The 17837-nt window shown below is 72.3% G+C and carries 6 protein-coding genes and 1 pseudogene; 1 reads left to right on the top strand and 6 read right to left on the bottom strand.

The features are described 5' to 3' along the window. Positions 1-784 precede the first annotated feature (784 nt). The 4 genes from ACFF45_RS33430 to ACFF45_RS33415 all read right to left on the bottom strand — a co-directional run bounded on the left by ACFF45_RS33430 (position 785) and on the right by ACFF45_RS33415 (position 11958). A complete protein-coding gene (locus ACFF45_RS33430; RefSeq protein WP_381350711.1) occupies positions 785-3076 on the bottom strand; it encodes a UvrD-helicase domain-containing protein in 2292 nt (763 codons plus the stop codon). Continuing rightward, on the bottom strand, positions 3073-9993 hold the full coding sequence (locus tag ACFF45_RS33425; protein ID WP_381350710.1) for a DEAD/DEAH box helicase: 6921 nt from the start codon (positions 9991-9993) through the stop codon (positions 3073-3075). Before ACFF45_RS33425 ends, ACFF45_RS33430 begins: the two co-directional genes overlap by 4 nt. Positions 9994-10099: 106 nt before the next feature. Next, on the bottom strand, positions 10100-10705 hold the full coding sequence (locus ACFF45_RS33420) for a hypothetical protein (protein ID WP_381350709.1): 606 nt from the start codon (positions 10703-10705) through the stop codon (positions 10100-10102). Positions 10706-10734: 29 nt separating this feature from the next. Further along, positions 10735-11958 (bottom strand): AAA family ATPase, encoded by a 1224-nt coding sequence (locus ACFF45_RS33415; RefSeq protein WP_381350708.1) that lies wholly within the window; start codon positions 11956-11958, stop codon positions 10735-10737. 294 nt (positions 11959-12252) lie between these two features. Here ACFF45_RS33415 and ACFF45_RS33410 point away from each other — a divergent pair, with 294 nt between their 5' ends. Next, the gene (locus ACFF45_RS33410; RefSeq protein WP_381350707.1) at positions 12253-13308 is read left to right on the top strand and encodes a beta family protein; all 1056 of its coding nucleotides are present in this window, start codon (positions 12253-12255) and stop codon (positions 13306-13308) included. Positions 13309-13356: 48 nt separating this feature from the next. Here ACFF45_RS33410 and ACFF45_RS33405 read toward each other — a convergent pair. Both ACFF45_RS33405 and ACFF45_RS33400 read right to left on the bottom strand, forming a co-directional pair. Further along, positions 13357-17251 (bottom strand): annotated as a pseudogene (locus tag ACFF45_RS33405) (caspase, EACC1-associated type). Positions 17252-17257: 6 nt separating this feature from the next. After that, the gene (locus ACFF45_RS33400) at positions 17258-17647 is read right to left on the bottom strand and encodes an effector-associated constant component EACC1 (protein ID WP_381350706.1); all 390 of its coding nucleotides are present in this window, start codon (positions 17645-17647) and stop codon (positions 17258-17260) included. Positions 17648-17837: the final 190 nt, after the last annotated feature.

The following is a 17837-nucleotide window of genomic DNA, read 5'->3' as shown; positions in this document are numbered from 1 at the left end:
CCGCACCTCAAAGCCCCCTGGACAACCCCACCCGAGCCATAACTTCACGGCCTTGCGGCTAGTCGGGTCGGTGGGGAGGGGCACAGGGAGCTACCGGGACGGAAGCGGATGACCAGCGAGTGGCTACTGTGTTTTCGGCCCCGCCGCAAGGCCGGGGCCAAGGCTTCGTCTGACGGCAGGCCCCGACCCGGGGGTGGCGACGTACCGGTCGATGTCGTGCCCCTGGCAGAGTGCGATCGACGGATGCCTGGCTTCACACGCGCGGCGACTGTTCGCGCATGTCAGCGGTGACGCTCGTCTGACGCTCTGGGCATCCGCACCTGCTGAAAAGCGGTCGAGAAACGGTCCTGACCTGCGGTTTTCCTGCACTTCATCCAGGCCAACATCTTTCCGATGACGCATCACGTGGAGTGCGTGGCGATTCTGGAGCCCCACGCAAAGAGCCTCTGACCTGCGCGTTCCTCCTAGTGTTCGGGTGCGTCACGGTGTGCTCGACCTGTTTCTCGAAGCCCATCGTGTGGAGCCCGTTGTAGGTTCGCGCCACGTTTCTGACCTGCGGCTCCGTGGAGCGGGGCGCCGGTTGGGCGCGCCTTTCCTCGCATGCGCGAGGGCGATCGAGGAAGCGTCTTGACGCTCGTTTGACGCTGATTCCGGCGGAGCGTCATGGCGCTCGTCGGCCATCGAACCCAGGTCGGGCATCGCGCTGATGCCGACGCAACCGCTCCGGTGTCCCGGCAACGGGGGCACAGGTGGCCATCAGCAGGGACCTGCCCCGAAATGGGTGTCACCTGCCGCCGTGCTCCGTCTTCACCCACGAGCTGTCGAGGAACGGGCTGGGCCTGCCGTGCCAGAAGACGTCCACACTGTCGCGTGCCCGGGTCGCGGCCACGAAAAGCAGGGACCTGGCACGCTGCATCTCGTGCCGGTAGCGGGAGGGTTCGCGGTCACGCAGTCGGCTCACGTCCTCACGCGGAACGAGCCCGTCGGTCACGCCCGCGATGATCATCCGCTGGTACTCCAGCCCCTTGAACCGGAACATCGTGCCGATGTGCACCCCGGTGGAACCGTTCGGTCCGTCGGAACGGATCTCCACCGAGTCGATGCCGTGCACCTTCAGCGTGTACCCCAGCTCCGTCGCCATCTGATTGGTCGGGACGCACACGGCGATCCGCTCATGGGGGACAGCCGTGTCCGGGTCCGCGTCCCACTCCGTGATCAGAGCGGCGACACCCTCCCGCTCGGCCTCCCAGTCCGGGAAGGCGTGCCCGGCCGGGAGTCCGCCGTTGAGCACGGACCGGTATCCGGCGAGGGTCTCCGTGCCGCCGTCGAGATCGTCATACGTCGTCTCGCCCAGGACTCCGAGGGCCGAGCGCAGGATCTGCCGTGTGGTGCGGTAACTGAGGGTCAGCTTCGCGGACCGGCCGCGGATGTTGACGCCCAGACTGCCGAGCGTCACCTGGTTCTTGTAGATGCGCTGGTGGGTGTCGCCCACCAAGAACAGATCGTCCGATGTACGGGGGGCCATGGCGCGCAGCATCTTCCAGTGGGCGGGGCGCAGGTCCTGGGCCTCGTCCACCACGATGTGGCGGTAGCGGTAGCGCAGCCGGCCGCCGGAGCCGTCCTGCGGATGGATGTTGTCGAGGCCTCCCGCTTCCTCCCGCTGCCGCGCGATGGTCCGGATGCGCTGTTCACGGCCCATCTCCAGGCGTGCCGCGCGCTCCGCGACCTGGTCCCAGGTCTGCCGGCCGAGCCGGTCGATCCGCTGGGTGAAGCGTTCGGCGAGCTGCCAGATGTCGGCCCGCTCGCCGCGGCCGATGCTCTTGCCGCGCCCGGCCCGCCGGGCACGGAAGTAGTCGGTGCGGCTGCCGACCGCCTGGCCGAGGATGACCTGGGTCCACTCCTCGTGCAGGAACTCCGGGTCCCAGGTTTCCTCGCCCAGCTCGTCGAGGAGTGCGCGCCACTCGCGTACGGCCTGTCCGTCGTCGATGGCCTGCTTGCCGTTGCCGGGCTCGGCCTCGCGGACGACACGCAGCGCCAACTGGTCGACGTGGCTCACGTCGACCCGGCCGAGCAGTTCCTCACCGCCCAGCTCCAGCAGTCTGGAGCGCAGGTCGGCCGCGAGGTTCTTGTTGTAGGTGGTGAGCAGGACCGGCTTGTCGTGCCCAGGGGGGAGCTGCCGGACGAGGTGGCGTACCCGGTGCAGGGCGACGACCGTCTTGCCCGTGCCGGGGCCGCCCCCGACTCGTGCCGGTCCGTTGTAGCGGCGCTCGACGAGTCTGGCCTGAGTGGGGTGCAGGAAGCTCTTCCAACGGCCGAAGTCACCGCTCTCCAGGGCCCCGCGGAGGTCCTCGTCCGTGGTGGTGACGACCGTCGCCGGTCGCCGGGCGGCAGCCGCGAAGTCGTCCGGGTCGACCGGCTCCGTGGCGGCCACCGGCCTGGTCACCTGGTCGAGCACGTCGTCGTACGACGCGCCGTCGAACAGCGCGATCAGCACCTCGCCGGTCAGCTGCGGCGCGTACTCGACGAGCCCGAGCAACTGGTCCTCGGTGGTGAGCGTGCGGATGACGGGCAGCAGGGGTTCCGCGACGCCGAGTCCGGACAACTGACGGTCGGACCAGGCCGTGAACAGCGGCTCGGGCCGCGACACCGGGGGGAGCGGTTCAGGGGCGGCCGACGGGAGCGGCTCGGGCGTGGCCGGGGCCGGGGCTGTCCCGCCGGGCAGCCTGCCCAGGACGCTGTCCTCCACCACCTCCAGATCGACGTACTCGATGCCGCCGGTGACCTGGTTGACCCCGTACGAGAGCCGGTTGTAGACGTCCTTGCGGTGCTTGACGGAGACGATCAGCCAGTCGTCGTCGGCGAGGCGCAGCAGCAGGGCCCGGTACTCGTCGTTGACGCGTGCCGACCAGAGCCGGTGATCGCCCTTGAGCCGCTGGAGTTTGAGGCCGGTGGTGTTCGGGTTCGTCCTGAACTTGTGCTGGAAGTCGAAGAACGCGCCCTTGACCGTGCGGGGCAGCTTGAGGATCTCCTTGTCGGCCCGGTCGAGCAGGCGCAGTGTGACGCCGGAGGTGGTCATCGCTTCGGCTCCCCGTCGCTGGTGGTGTCCTTGTTCGGGTCCCGGCCGTCGAGCCGGGCGATCAGCTCCGCGCTGTCCCAGTCGGCCGCCGTGCGGACCGTCCAGCCGGCCGCCGTGAACGCGCGTGCCTGGTCCTCGGCCTCGTAGTCCGGCTCGTCACCGCCCGGGCGGGGGGCCCGGACCACGCCGATCAGGGTGTCCGGCCAGGCGAGTTCGGCCTGCCAGCCGTGGCCGTCCAGTTCGTAGCCGTCCCGGGGGACCGGCACCACCGCCCCGGCCAGCGCGTGCGCGAGGGCGGCGAGCCCCGGCTCCTCCGGATCCAGCAGCTCGATGACCCGGTCCCAGCCGGGGTCCCGGCCGCGGTCCGTGCCGCCGGGCTGCTCCGCCGCCTCCGGCTCCCGCGCGGCGGTCTCGTCGGCGGGGACGGCCGGTACGGCCGGTACGGCGGAGGGCTCCTCCGCGGGCCGGGGCACCGGGACACGCGCGGAGGACAACCAGCCCTCTCCGCCGGTCACGGTGAGGACCTCGGGGTCGAAGCCGTCGAGCATGCCCGACGTCAGCTGCGCGCTGTCACCACCGCCGTGTTCGAGGAACTGCAGCACATTGCCCCACCACAGCCAGGCGCGCCAGCGCCGCTTGTGAGCCGGCCCTTCCTCCAGCGCCGCGACGTCGTCGTCGAGGACGGCCAGTCCCGTCCACACGGGAGGGGTCCGCCTGCCGTCGGCGGCCAGCACCAGGCGGCAGCCCGAAGCGTCGGAGCCGTACAGCATCCGCACCGGCCCGGCGGCCTTGGCGGGCACGCCTGCGCGCAGCGCCTCCCGGATGCCCGCTGCGGCCTCGGCGCCGGTGAGGGCGGCGACACGGATCCCGATGGCCCCGCTCATGCCAGCGGCCACCGCTTCCGCCCGCCGTCGCCAGCGTTCGGGGTCGGGCGAGCGCAGGTAGGCCAGGAGCATCCGGGCCGGGTTGACCCACATGGTCTCGGCGAGTTCGCCGGGCAGCCCGTGGCCCACCCGGTCGTAGTAGTCGCGGGCGCGTTGCCGGCCAGTGGTGCCGTAGGGCGTCCACACGGAGGTGTCCGCGTCGGTTCCCGCGTACCCGGTGTCGTTGATCCGGCGGCGCCACGCCATCACGTCGTGGTAGGTCAGCTGGAACACCCGCAGCCCGTCGGCCCGGAGCCGGGTGCGCTTCACAGCGTCGTCCGCGAGCCGGTTGTGTTCGCCGGTGGCGTGGTACGCGTAGCCGTCGAGGTACAGGGCGACGCGCGGACTCGGGGAGTCCAGCCGCTCCAGGAGTATGTCGGGCCGGGTGCCGTCCAGCGCGCGCTGCTGGGAGACGCGCCAGCTGACGGTGGAGCCGTCCGGTGCCGTGAGCCGGAGGTCCAGGGCGTAGGTGCCGGCTGAGGTGGTGTAGGCGTCCGCCGCGGCCCTGGATTCCGGCAGCTTGGCCCAGTCGCGCAACGTCTCGACGAACAGGACCTCCAGGTCGCTCTCGGCCTGCCGCTGAATGGGGATGTCCTGGGTGGTCGTGATCCGCGAGGTGCGCCAGCGTTCTCCTTCGGCACCAAGGAGTTCGTCCAGCATCTGCCGGACCTCGTTGCGGCTGACCTTGTCGTAGTCGGCGGCCGGCACCCGCCGCAGCAGGCACTGGTGGCAGCCGTCCATGCCCTTCTCCTGGCACGGGCAGTGCTCGATGACGTGGCGTGCCCTGAGCAGTACCTCCCGGAAGCCCTCCGCGGAGGCCAGCCGGTGCAGGTAGCCGGTGCCGCCTGGCAACCGGTCGTAGACGACCAGGAAGCGCCGGGGCCAGTCGGCCTCCGGGTCGCCCGCGTCGTCGGGCATGGTCGCCTCGGCGATGTCGATGTGGTCGGGATCGCCGCCGTAGCGGGCGGCGATCCCCACGAAAAGGGCGGCGGTGAACGACGCGAGGCGCTCCTTGAAGCGGGCCACCGAGGCGGGCAGCAGGATACGGACGGCCTCGGTGGTCAGTTCGTGGGCCAGCAGCAGGGGCACGTCCCGGCCCGCGCCCTGTGCTCCGGCCGTGCTCGCCGCGGCGCCGTGGATCCGGCGGCGCGGGCACCACAGCAGGTGGTGTGCCGAGGCCGGGGCGCTCGCCGCGCCGGACTCGGTGAGCGCGTGCTGGGGCACGTCCACCACCGGTCGGCCGTCGGCCGTCGCGCCGCCGCACGAGGTGCAGACGTAGAAGGGGTTGAGGCGGACGTCCTCCCCGGCGAGCGGCACCGTGCTGCTGCCGTCCTCACGGTCGAGACCGAGGTTCAGCGTCCGGATCGTGGCGTGGCGGGTGAAGTCCACGCCGAACACGGCTCCGTCGTGCCGCCAGGATCCGGGAACGAGGCGGTCGGGGTCGATGTCGACGGTGGTGAGGGTCGCGTAGTGCCTGCGGTCGCGTTCGTCACGGTCGTCGCGCACCCTGGCGTCCTCGCGCCTGTCACGGGACAGCACGCGCCGGGGACGCAGCACGTACTGGACGCAGCCCGCGTCGGCGATCTCCCGGCCGCGGCAGCGCGGGCACGGCGTCGTGTCGCGCTCGGCGTTCTCGGTCCGCACGTAGCCGCAGGCGGGACAGAGCCGCCACACCGACCAGGACCGCCGGTCGGGACCGCCGATGTCGAGGGCGCGGACCACGTGCCGGTAGCCGTTGACGTAGAAACTGTTGCCGGGGGCGAGTTCGGTCAGGGCAAGGGCGCTGGACCGCTCGTAGTCCCGGGTCTCGCTGCGGTACACCTTGGCCCCGGCCGGTCGGGCCCCCTCCGCGCGCGGGCCGTCCTCCTCGTCGGGGGTCTCCGACCAGTACAGCGTGGCTTCCAGCCGGGTGGTGGTGTCCGTCAGGCTGTAGTTCGGCAGCAGTCCGAGATCCACCAGGGTGGCGTGAGCGGCGGACTGGCTCAGTTCCCGCAGCAGGTCCCCGGCGGCACGGCGCTCGGCCAGCAGTTCGCGCCGCTCCCGTTCCTGCGTGTCGTCGGACGAGGCGAGCTGCCCGGCCGCCTCGTCGATCGCCGCGATCCTGCGGCGCACCTCCTCGCGCCGGCCGGTCCAGTCCTCCTCCGCCTCCTGGAGCACCCGGACGATTCCGCCGGTCGCGTACGCGCGCAGTTCGTCCGCCGCGTGCTCCGAGACGCCCTCCATGTCGGTGTCCTGGCCGTCGCTTGCGGGAAACAGCGCGAGGAACTCCTCCACGAGGCGTGCCCCGTGGGTCTGCGCGGCGTCCGCGAGATCCTGACACCATCCGCCGGTGCCGAACAGGGCGGACGACAGCCGGGGCACGGGCGGGAGGGGCTCACCGTCCGAAGTCCGCAGTTCCCCGCGGGCCGCCAGGTCCAGGAGCCGGGCGGTGTACTGGCGGCGCAGGATCTCCACGGCCGACAGGTAGCAGCCCGGCGGCAGGATGGTCCCGGCGATCATCTCGCGTGGCTGGTCCAGGTAGTACAGGTCGCGTGCCCGGCGTCCGCCGAACGCGACCACCAGCGCGTTGCCGGTACGTCGTCCGGCCCGCCCCGCCCGCTGCACGTAGCTGGCCGGCCCGGCGGGCAGGGAGCCGAGCAGGACGGCCGACAGGTCGCCGATGTCGATGCCCAGTTCCAGGGTCGGGGTGCACGACAGGACGTTGGGGTCGGTGTAGTGCGTGCCCGCCTTGAAGGCACGCTCGACGCGCTCCCGTTCGGGACGGCTCAGCATGCCGGTGTGCTCGGCCGTGACCACGCGGAACGTGCCGCCCGTCAGGTAGAGGCGCCGGTAGTAGTCCCGGCGGTAGTCCCGCTCCCGCACGGGCCGGTCGGGGCGGTTGCCTTCGACCCCAATGGTGGATATGTCGGGCTGCGGCGCGGTCAGCCGTCCCTTGCACCGGTAGCGGGGGCAGGGGTGCCCGTACCAGCGGGTGCGCCGCTCGGGGACGACGACCTGCTGCCAGCCGCAGTCCTCGCAGGCGACGAAGGCCTTGTCGACGACGGCGTCGTCGAGCAGCCGTACCTGGATGTGACCGGGCTGGAGCCCGTACACCCGGGTCTGCCGGTCGCGCGCGGTGCGCGCCGACAGGACACCCGCGTCGACGAGGTGGGGCAGCAGCCTGCGCAGGTACTCGGTCGCTCCGGCGGCGTCCAGATCCAGGCACCGGCGGGTCCAGTCCTGGTACCAGCCCAACCGTCCGGTGACCGCGTCGAACTCGGACCCGTCCTTCTGCCCGTCCAGCAGGAACCGCGGCGGAGCGACGCCCTCGGGGAAGGCGGGCATGCCGTCGGGTCTGCGCCCGGAGATGAGGTAGCGGCTGGTGCCGGCTTCCTTGAGCCAGGTGTCGAGCCAGCGGTGCCGCACCGCGCCGCGCAGCCGCAGCCGCTCCAGCAGGCCCCGGAGGTAGGCGAGATAGCGCTCGGGTGTGGGCAGCCCGCCCACGGCCAGCAACTGGCCGGGCAGGGCCAGGTGCACGTCCCGGGCGAGGTCGGTGACGCCGTCGGGGTCGGCCACCGTCACCTCGGCCGCCGCGGTCCGGGTCAGTTCCAGGGTGCGGCCCATGCGGCTGCGCAGCCCGAACTCCATGACCGTCGCGAAGGCCAGCCGCTCGCCGATGAGCCGCCAGGTCCGCGCGTCGCCCGTGCCCCGGCCGGACAACAGCCGGTCGACGCCCGGTTCGTCGTGGAGGTCGGGGGGCACGACTGCGGCCAGCGCCTCGGGGTCGTCCACCGACTCCAGGACCAGCCCGATCAGGTCGTTGAGCGCGGTCGGAGCCCCCGATTCGTCCAGGTTGTGTGCGAGCAGCGAGCGCAGGGAGAACTTGTACGACGCGTTCGCGACGTATCCCGCCCGGTGGGCGGCGTCCTGGGTCGAGTCGTTGAACAGCAGCGTCTTGCGTTCCTCCGGGACGAGCGCGATGTCGCCGCCGGTGAACAGCTGGGTGACCGTCGCCGAGGCGAGGGCCGCCTGTGCGGTACCGAGGAAGCGGATGCTGTTGTCGGTGTGGCAGGCCGGGCACCGGTCGTCCTTCGCGGCCCGGTCGGCGCTCTTGCGGTCGAGCACGGCCAGCGCGAACCAGGCGTCGACCAGTTCCCCGTCGTCCGCGGCCGTGGGCAGCCGGTAGGTGCCCCGTGAGCCGTCCAGGACGACGACGGACAGCGGGTCGACGCCACCGTCCGAGGGCCGGGCCCCGGTGAGGGCGTCAAGGGTCTGCCGTCGCTCGCCGGGAGTGGCGGCGATGAAGTAACGCAAGCGCCGCTTGTCCCGGCCGACCCCGGCCCGCCAGATGCGGTCCTGCGCGGTGACGAGCTGCTGCGGGTCGGCCTCGGGGGACAGTGCGGCCCATCCGGAGCGTCCGCAGTTGCGGCAGTAGACGGCCGGAAGGTGCACCTGGGCGGGGCGCGGGGCGGTGTCGGCGCCCGGCAGGGGCTGCGGCCGGCGGCTCGACGCGTACGACGGCACGCTGCCGGAGGAGGCGTCGGCATCCTCCTCTCCGGGCGGCGCGGCGTTGAGCGCGGCCCGGCGCGCGGCGGTCCGGTCGTCCTCGTACCAGCGGAACTCGGGGGCCGGTCCGACTCCGCGCAGCACGCGGGTCACGGGCCGCACCCACAGGTGCGCCTCGATGTGCAGCAGCGGCCGGGGCCTGCGCTCGTCGGAGTCCGGGTCGCGGGCGGCGGACAGCAGTGCCACGAACCGGGACAGCGCCTGGAGCGCCAGCCGGGGGTTCTCGCGCGCGGTGCGGCCCCAGGAGTAACCGAAGCGGGGGCCCAGCCGGTCCCGCAGCGTCCACTCGTCCAGCGGTTCCCCGTCGAGTAGCGACAGCACACCCAGGGTGAAGTCGTGCCGCTTGAGCAGCCGTCCGACGCGGAAGGCGTCCAGGCCGCTGCGGCCCAGCAGCCGGGTGGCGAGCGCGTCCAGGTCCAGCAGGTCGGGCCGGGCCTCGACGTCCGGTCCGCCCGACACCGCGACGACCTCCTGCGGGGCCGGCGGCTCGGGCAGTTCGTAGTCGACGGCGCCGGTGAACTCCTCGGCGGTCATCCGCTCCTCGCCGACGACCGCGTCCGCGGAGAACGGCACGCCGAAGACCCGCGCCGCCACGTCGAGGATGCCCTCGGCTTCCTTCCCGGGCGCTCCCTCACCGAGGGTCGCGGAGGTCGCCACCGGGCAGATCGACCCCAGGGGCCGGCCCGGCCGGGCAGCGCCGGTGGCGGCGGCGAGCCTGCGCAGCAGCATCGCCACGTCGGTGCCCTGCGCGCCGTCGTACGTGTGGAACTCGTCCAGCACGACGTACGCGGGCTCGGCGCCCTCCCACAGCCCCCGGTCCTCGCCGCGCTGGAGCAGCAGGTCGAGCATCTTGTAGTTGGTGATCAGCACGTCGGGCGGTGACATGCGCATCTCCTCGCGCCGCGTCATCACCCGCCGGAAGTCGGTGTCTGGCCGGTCGCCGATGTACAGCCCCGCCGTGACCTGGGCCAGCTCCGGACGCGCCAGGTACTCGGCGATGCGTCCCGCCTGGTCGTTGGCGAGCGCGTTCATGGGGTAGAGCAGCACCGCCTTGACCCCGCGCACGCCCTCGGCCTTCCGGCGCCGGCAGTGGTCCAGTACGGGGATCAGGAACGACTCGGTCTTGCCGGAGCCGGTGCCGGTGGTCACCAGCGTGGGCCGGGCGGGCCCGTGCAGGGTGGACAGCCGGGCCCACGCCTTGGCCTGGTGCCGCCACGGCGTGAACCCGGGGAACCCCGCGGACCACTCCACGTCCCGCCGCCAGCCGTCGCCGGCGATGTGGAACGGTGTCCGGATCCGCAGGTAGGGCCCGCGGAAGATGCCGGTCTCGGGGTGCCCGAGGAAGCGTTCGAGGGCGGAGCGGGTGGTCTCGTCGGCGAGGGCGTACGTCGTCGTGAGGTACTGCGTCAGACTGCCGCGGAGCTGCGCGGCGGCCATGGTGGGCTTCACGACGGTCCCCCTTGCGATGCCGGTGCCCTGGTGATCGGTACCACCGTATAGGCGGTGACCGACACGCCGGGTGGCCGGTGTCCGGGCCTGGCCACAGCGGCTCGGGCTACGTCCAGCCCGCCAGTTCGTCGGCGAAGTCGCGGAACGATCGGTTGTTGCCGCTGGGGCGGGCGCTGACGTGGCCGTGCCGGACGGCCTGGTCCATGATCTTCGGAGAGTGGGACTCCCGATAGGTCGGCTTTCCGAGGTACCTCATCAGGTGTTCTTTCGGGTTCAGCAGCAGCCCCAGATCACGGCGGCAGTCCTGGGGGCGTATCCCCCATCCCGGGTTCACCTTGGGGAAGGCCTCCGGGAACTGCATCAGCCAGCCCTCCATCTCGACCGCGGCCAGGGCGAGGGCGGTGTTGCAGGGCAGCCCGGCGCGAAGCTGGGCGGTGACCCGGTCGCGGACTCTGTCGTAGCCCTGATCGGCCACGGCGTCCATGTCGGCGTGCACCACGATGCCGACCAGCTCGGCATCGCAGTCCTTGGCCTTGGCCAGCGCCCGTTTGCGGATCACCTCGACCCGGGGACTGAGCTGGTTGATGGCCGCCGCCAGCTTGATCTCGTCCCGGATTTCTTCGATCCGGGGGCAGGTACCTCGGTACAGGGCCGGTATCAGCTTCTTCAGGACGCCGCGATCGTTGCCGCTCTCACCTGCTATGACGATCACTGACTGTCTCTTGTTCGCACGACGCCCGCTCACAGCGAACCTCCGACCGAACCGGAGTACCAGAGATCGCCGAGAGGTTCGTGCTCGGACTCCTCCACGACCTCCCGGATACGGTTCGGCATCCGGTCGGGGATGACGGAGGCGCCGCTGACCCGACGGCCGCAGGGCACCCACTCGTCGGCGTCCAGCTTGTTGACGAAGACCGGGGAGTGGGTGGTCACCAGGTACTGGCTGCGCTCGCTGGCCTCGCGCAGGCGTTCGGCCAGCAGCTCCAGCGCGTGCGGATGGATCCCGTGATCGACTTCCTCGATGCAGGTGAGCAGCGGCGGGTTGGGGTCGTAAAAGATCGCCAGCATGCACAGGATGCGGACCGTGCCCCAGGATGCTTCCGTCAGCCGGGTCCGGCCGCGCAGGCCTTCTTCCTCCAGCTCCACCGCGGTCCGGTAGGACACGAAGTCGGGCGGTGTGACGAGATGGATGTCCCGGATCTGGGGCACCACGGTCCGGACGTCCTCCAGGAGCATCTCCCAGGGTTCCCCGTCCTCCTGTTCCTTGAGTCCGCGCAGGAAGTCGGCGAGATTCGAGGCGTCGCTCTCCAGGTAGTGCCCCGACTCGCTGATGCCGTAGGGCTTGCGAGCCTCACGTACGTCCGGGTCGAACACCCGAATCTGGGAGAGGTGACGCTTGACGTCGGTAACCGCGCGGGCCGAGGGAGCGGCGTCCGCGAGCGCCGGCACCGGCCCCAGGTGAAGGGCTGACGTCATGCGCCCGATGCCGGCCGTCTCGTCGGCGTGGTCCCCGGGAAGAGCGCTGTCGACCTTCACAGAGCCGCTCGTCAGCTCCACCGAGGTCTCCGCTCCCTGTGCCGGATGCTGCACGAAACGCTCGCGGCGGTACATCGTGTAGCGCTCGCCCGATCCCTCGGGCAGTCGGGGCCGGGAGACGCTCAGCTCGTAGCGGTCGGGGGCCTCCTCCGACGCGAAGTCCGACCAGAGCCCCTCGACACCCACCGTGATACGCGACACGGGGGTCCGTCCGCCGCGAAAGGCCAGGACATCGAATCCGCCGCGCTTCTCCAGCGCCTGCTCGATGCCCGTCCTCGCCACATCTCCCAGGAACTCCAGGGATTGCAGCACGTTCGACTTGCCTGCCGCATTAGGGCCGGACAGAACAGTCAGCGGGCCCAGTGGCAGCTTCACGTCGGTCAGGGTGCGGAAGTTCCGCACGGTCAGGCCGAGTATCCGGTGGTTCACGCCTCGCGCCCATCGTGGAACGGCCGGGCACTCGCGCCCGGTCAGCGAACTGGTCGGCGCACGGCGGACGGCCCCGAGGCGTGCCGCTGAGTGCCGCTCAGTTCCCCATGTGCATCGTCCACTTGGCGTGTCCGACCACCGAGCATCACGAAGCGTACAACTTGCGTCACACCGCCACCAGGTGGTTGAACACATCGGCCACCCGGGCTGAAATCGCTCCCTTTCCCACCGCTGCCGGATGAACGGACCCTGACGGGAAGGGATGCGCACGGACGGTGCCGAGGGGGAGCCGCGATGTCCGGACCGCTCTATGTTCCCGTTCTTCCGACGAAGCCGCACGCGGCCGGGGCCTTCCGGGGCCTGTGGCCGGACGTCCGGGCCGCGATCAGGCCGCTGTGGAACCTCCCGCCGTTGCCCGGGGCGGCTCGGGAGACGCTGGCCACGGTGGTCGGCAAGTACGTCGATCCGGTGAGTGCCGTGAGCCGTCACGGCGGATGGATCGACGCTCCCTTCGGTGAGGACGCCCAGACCGCCGCCCTCGCCGAAGCGCTGGCCGTGTACTGCGAGTTGGGGCGGCTACGGCCGGTCACCGGGCCGGAGAGGACCGAGGCGCAGCAGGCGGCGGCCGTGGAAACGGCCCGGCGCTGCCCGCGCGGACTGGGTGTCCGGGTGCGGGTCACGGGGGAGTGGGACGGGCGCCTCGGGGAGGCCGTCCGGGGTCTGCTGGCCGGGGCCGGTCCGGAGGTGCCCGTGGATCTGCTGCTCGACATGGGCGCCGTCCTCGACGACCGGCCCGACGCGGGCAAGGAGGCGCTGCGCGCCCTCGACGCGCTGATGCCGTTGGCGGTGTGGCGGAGCGCCACTCTGCTGGGGGGAGGCTTTCCCCGGGTCAGCGCCGACATGCTGGAAGAAGGGTTTCACGAGGAGTCGCGGGCGGAGTGGCACATGTGGCACGAGGTGCGCGCCGCGGGCAGGGCCTATGCTCCGCTGCTCGGTTACGGGGACTACGGGGTGCAGCCTCCGGGTGCCCTCGCGCAGGCCCCGGCGCCCGGGAGGAAGGGCGGCCCGCCCTGGGGTGTGCTCCGCTACACGACCGACAGCTCGTACGTCGTCGTCAGGACGTTGACCCGGGGGCCCGACCGGATCGCCGTCAACCGCGCCGCGGCCCGCCGGATCACCGAGCTGCCCGAGTTCCGGGGAGCGCGGGCCGGACAGGGCGAGGAATGGCTGAGCGACTGCGCGAACGGCCCGCTCTCGGCCAGCGAGGGGGTGGGCGGGCCCACCGAGTGGCTGCGGGCGGGCAACCTTCAGCACATGACCTATGTCGTGCGGAGCCTGCCCGGCGGCTGAGCGGGCCGCCGGATCCGGGCGCCCGAGCCCGGCCGCCCCGTCCGGGGTTCAGTCGAACAGTGGTGCCAGCGCGGTCTCGCCTGCCATGATCCGCCAGGCGGGCACCCGCACCGTCCGGCTCACCGGGCCGGGCTTGGCCCCGTGGCCCCCGGAGGGCAGTCCGGAGAGCAGGTCGCCTCGCGCGTGGGTGAGCCGGAGGTGCCGCGCGGGATCGTCCCCGGACCTCGGTCCCGGGTCGATCAGCACCGCCGTGTTCTCGCCGGCGTCGGTGAACAGCAGGTCGACCGGGTGTCCGCCCACCGGCACGGCCCGCTCCAGATCGGTGACGCCCCGTCCGGTCAGGTACCGCTGCAGGCGGTCGGCGAGGTCCTCGCGGGCCTCGCTCACCGGGCCGGGCAGGCCGGGCTCGGCCGCTGTGCCGCCGTCGCCCGCTCCCAGCGGTGCCGAGCGCGCGGCGAGGAGGGCCGGCAGCCCGCTCTGCTCCTGCCAGAAGGCGCGGCAGCCCACGGTGATCAGCTGCGACTTGGCCCGGGTGACCGCCACGTTCCACAGGTTGACCTGGCTCGCGACCCAGTGCGTGGTCGGGGGCGGTGTGTTGGGCGCCGCCACCGGGCTGAGCACCATCACGTCGCGCTGTCCGCCCTGGAAGGTGTGGACGGTGCCGACCCTGACCCGGTCGTCGTCCCGCCAGATCCGGGCCAGTGTCTCCTTCTGCGCCCGGAACGGCGTGACCACTCCCACCGTCGCGTCCGGCGGAAGTCCCGCCAGCAGTCCGTCGACCACGTGCCGGACGGCTTCCGCCTCCGCCGCGTTCCGCCAGGACCGCCCGTCGCCGCCGCGCGCCGACGCCCCGGACGGTACGTCGACCCAGCCGAGCACGGGTGCCGGGTCGGCCGCTCCCACCGGGTCGTGTCCCGGCTTCTGCCGCCGCACGTCGGTCAGCACCCGCAGCCGGCCGCCGTAGCAGTGGCTGTTGACGACGTCCGCGATCCGCGGGTGACAGCGGTAGTGCTCGTCGAGGAGCAGCGCGCCGTCGCCGTGCTGTTCGGCCGCGTGGTACGAGGAGTGCACGTGGTACGTGAGGCGGTGGTGCTCCAGTTGCGCCGCGCTCAGCCCGGCTCGGGTCCGTGCCTGCCGCTCCTGCTGCGGTGAAACGCCGGGGATGTGCCCGAGCTGCATGGGGTCACCGATGATCAGTGCCCGCCGGGCCCGGAACAGCAGCGGCAGCACCGACGGGATCGAGCACTGGCTGGCCTCGTCGATGACGACGAGGTCGAACAGCTTCGGGGTGAGTTCCAGCTGCCGCACCGAGTGGGTGCTGACGGCCCATCCCTTGATGTGCGTCATCAGGTTCTTCTGGCTGCGCTGGTAGCCGGAGCGGCGACGGAGCACCTGGAGCCGCTGGTTCATGAGCCCGGTGGCCCGGTCGAGGGCCTCGGCGGACAGCGCGCGGGACAGTTCCGCCGCCAGGCCGGTCAGTGCCTGCGCCGTCGCCAGCCGGGACGCCTTGAGCCCCTCCTCGTCCCAGTCCGCCTGCCCGCGGGCGAGTTCGCGCACCTCCCGCTCCACGGTCACGAGGCCGGCCAGGGCTTCCAGCAGTTCGGGCGGCACCGGTCGTCCCGTCGCCCACTCCGGCCACGCCGGTCCGGCCCCCTCGGGCTGTTTCGCCCCCGCCGAGACCAGCGCGGCGAGGGCACGCCCACGCCGCCATGCCCCCAGCTGCCACCAGCGGGCCCCGGCCGTCTTCCGTGCCCGGTCCGCCCACCGGCCCAGCGCCGCCGGGCCGTCCGTGTCCGCCGCCCACACCCCTTCGAGGAGGGGCAGGGCCAGCTCCAGCCCGGCGGCCCCCTCCTCCCGGTCGCGGAGCAGTTCCAGCAGCCGCGTCTCCTCGCCGACACGGTGTGCCGCTTCCGCCCGCAGCCGGTCGGCCGTGTTCCGGGTGTTGCGCAGCTCGCCGCCGACGGTGGCCGATCCGCGTCGCGGTGCCTCGACCGGTTCGGCGAGCAGCCGTTCCAGTTTGGCCGCCTCCCGCTCCAGGGCGTCCTTGTTGCCCGTCCGCATCAGCAGGCCGGGCGCGATGGCGTCGCAGCGCTCGGCGACGACGTTCACGGCCTCGTTGTTCGTGGAGGCGACCAGCACCGACTGTCCCGCGGCGACGCAGGTGGTGACGACCGCCGTGACGACCTCGCTCTTGCCCGTGCCGGGCGGCCCCGTCGCGACCGTCAGCGGCCGGCTCATCGCCGAGGAGATCACCTGTTCCTGGCTCTCGTTGCACGGTCCCGGAGCGACGGGTGTCACCGGGTGCGCCGAGGCCGCCGTCGTGGCCGGCGCCTGCCGGGCCGTGCCGTCCAGCAGCGCGTCCAGGGCGGTGCCCGGAATCTGGGCGGTCCGCGTGGAGATCTCCAGCAGGTTCTCCACCAGCGCCTGGGTGGCCATGGCCTCCGCACCGGACGGCACCAGCAGCACGGCCGCGTTGTGCGCGCCGGGGCGCAGCGCCTGCATGACGGTGCGGTCGCTGAGCGCGGACGGGTCCAGCGGTTCGAGTTCCGGCAGCCCCAGCTTCTCCAGCAGCTCCCTTACGGCGCGGAGCATCTGGGCGTCGTTGCCCTCCTGCCAGGCGGGCTGCCAGTGGGCGACCAGGTCGGCGGCGTCGCCCGCGTCCAGGAGTTCGGAGACGACGCCGCTGTGCAGGGACGGCACGCCGCTGGGCCGCAGCACGTCCCGGCCGTTCTCGTCCGGTGCCAGCTCCATCTGCTGGATGAGCAGCGGCGCCAGCTCGACCGTCGCGCGCCGCCCCCGGCCGCCGTCCCGCGAGGGAAGCGTGATCGCCGGATACCCGTACCAGTACTCCTGCCGTGTCCCCGCCTCGCTGCCCGAGCCGGACCGCCCGTCCTGGGGCCGGGGCAGTGATCCGGGCGCGACGATGTGCGGTCCGCGGCCCGACTGGATGGTCTCCTCGCCCTGGGCCAGCAGGAAGTACTTCGTGTTGCGGCCGGCGTCCCGGTCGGGCCGCATGCCGGCCGCCGCCTGCGCGGTGAGGCAGTCCGCGTAGTACCGCAGCAGCCGCTGCGGGTCGACGCCGTCCCGTTCGTCCGCCTCGGCCATCTCGCGGGCCTTCAGCAGCGCGGGGGAGCGCCGGGCGGCTTCGGTGGCGTCGTGGGGGAGCGCGGGAAGGCGCACGGGCCGGGCCACCGACCGGGCGAAGGGGAGGCTGTGGGTGGCCCTGATGGTCGACTTGGTGGGCCGCTGCTCCTCCGGGACGCCGTCGCGGGTCATCTGGGCGGTCAGGTAGGCGAAGAGGTCGTCCGGGGTGATCCAGCCGCCGTCTTTGATCCGGCCGTTGCGCAGCCCTTCGACGATCTCCCCGGTGAACCGGGAGGTGCCGAGGTCCGACCCCTGCGGCGCCATCGCGGAGGCCGCCTGGAGGGCGTCGGACGCGGTGATGAAGTACACGCCGGTCGGCTTCAGCAGGGTGCTCGGCGCGGGCCGGTCCGGTTCCCCTGCCGGGCCCTTGGCGGTCCAGCCCTGCACGACGGAACCGCTGGAGCAGCAGTCCAGCAGCACCAGTTTGGAGGCGGCCCGGCAGGACTGGAGCATCCGCTCCAGGAACTCCGCCGGCACGGCCGTGCCCGGCAGGTCGGCGGGGTCGGTGTCGCGGGTCAGGAAGTACAGCTGGCCGTCCTGCTCGCAGTACTCCCCGTGCCCGCTGAAGTAGAGCAGTGCGGTCTCGCTGGGCTGCCGGGCCTCCAGGAACGTCTCGACGGCGTGCAGCATCTCCGCGCGCGTCGGCTCGGCGGCCACCGCACACTCGTTGTACATGCCGATTTCGGTGTTCTCCAGCACCGCCCGCATGTAGTGCAGGTCGGCCCGCACGGCCGGGAGGTCCTGGTACGCCTCGCTGTCGTACGTCGACGAGTAACGCGTGCCGGTCGTTGTCGGTCATCGCCGCTCAGCCCGCCGTCGTTCCGCCGTCGCCGCCGTCACCGTCCGCGAGGAACCGCTCGACCAGCATGTCGTCCTCGCGGGCCTCCTTGCCGGTGATCCGCAGGACCGTCCCGTCGGGCCGTTCGACCACGATGGTGCGCTGAGGGACCCGCGCCAGCCACACCTGCACCAGCGCGGCGACGAACGACCCGGCGCTCAGCAGCAGCCCGACGGTCTCGGCGGACGGGCCGCCCTTGTGACCGATCCCCGCCAGGCTGCCCGGTTCGGGCAGGTCCAGCCTGGCCGTGGAGTCCGCCTCGGCGAGTGCGGCGAGCAGTTCGCGTGCGTCCTTGCGGGCGCGCAGCGGGTCCTCGTCGACGACGGAGATCCGGTATCCGCTGTGGTTGTCGTGCATGGCCCTCTCGTGCTCTCCCTGGGTCCACCGGCTCCTTGCCGGGCGAACGACACTAGCGTCCGCCACTGACACCCACGGTCCAATGCACCATGTCCGCAGGGCCGTTGGCGTGAACACGGTTGCCGATGGCCGGGTCGTGTGCGTCTCACGGCAGGCGCAGTTCCGCCCAGACCGTCTTGCCGGGCGCGCC

Origin of the sequence: Streptomyces cinereospinus, assembly GCF_042430725.1 — a bacterium.
GTDB classification, from domain to species: domain Bacteria; phylum Actinomycetota; class Actinomycetes; order Streptomycetales; family Streptomycetaceae; genus Streptomyces; species Streptomyces cinereospinus.
Note: the sequence above shows the minus strand (reverse complement) of the source record. Positions and strands in the feature narration are given on the sequence as shown.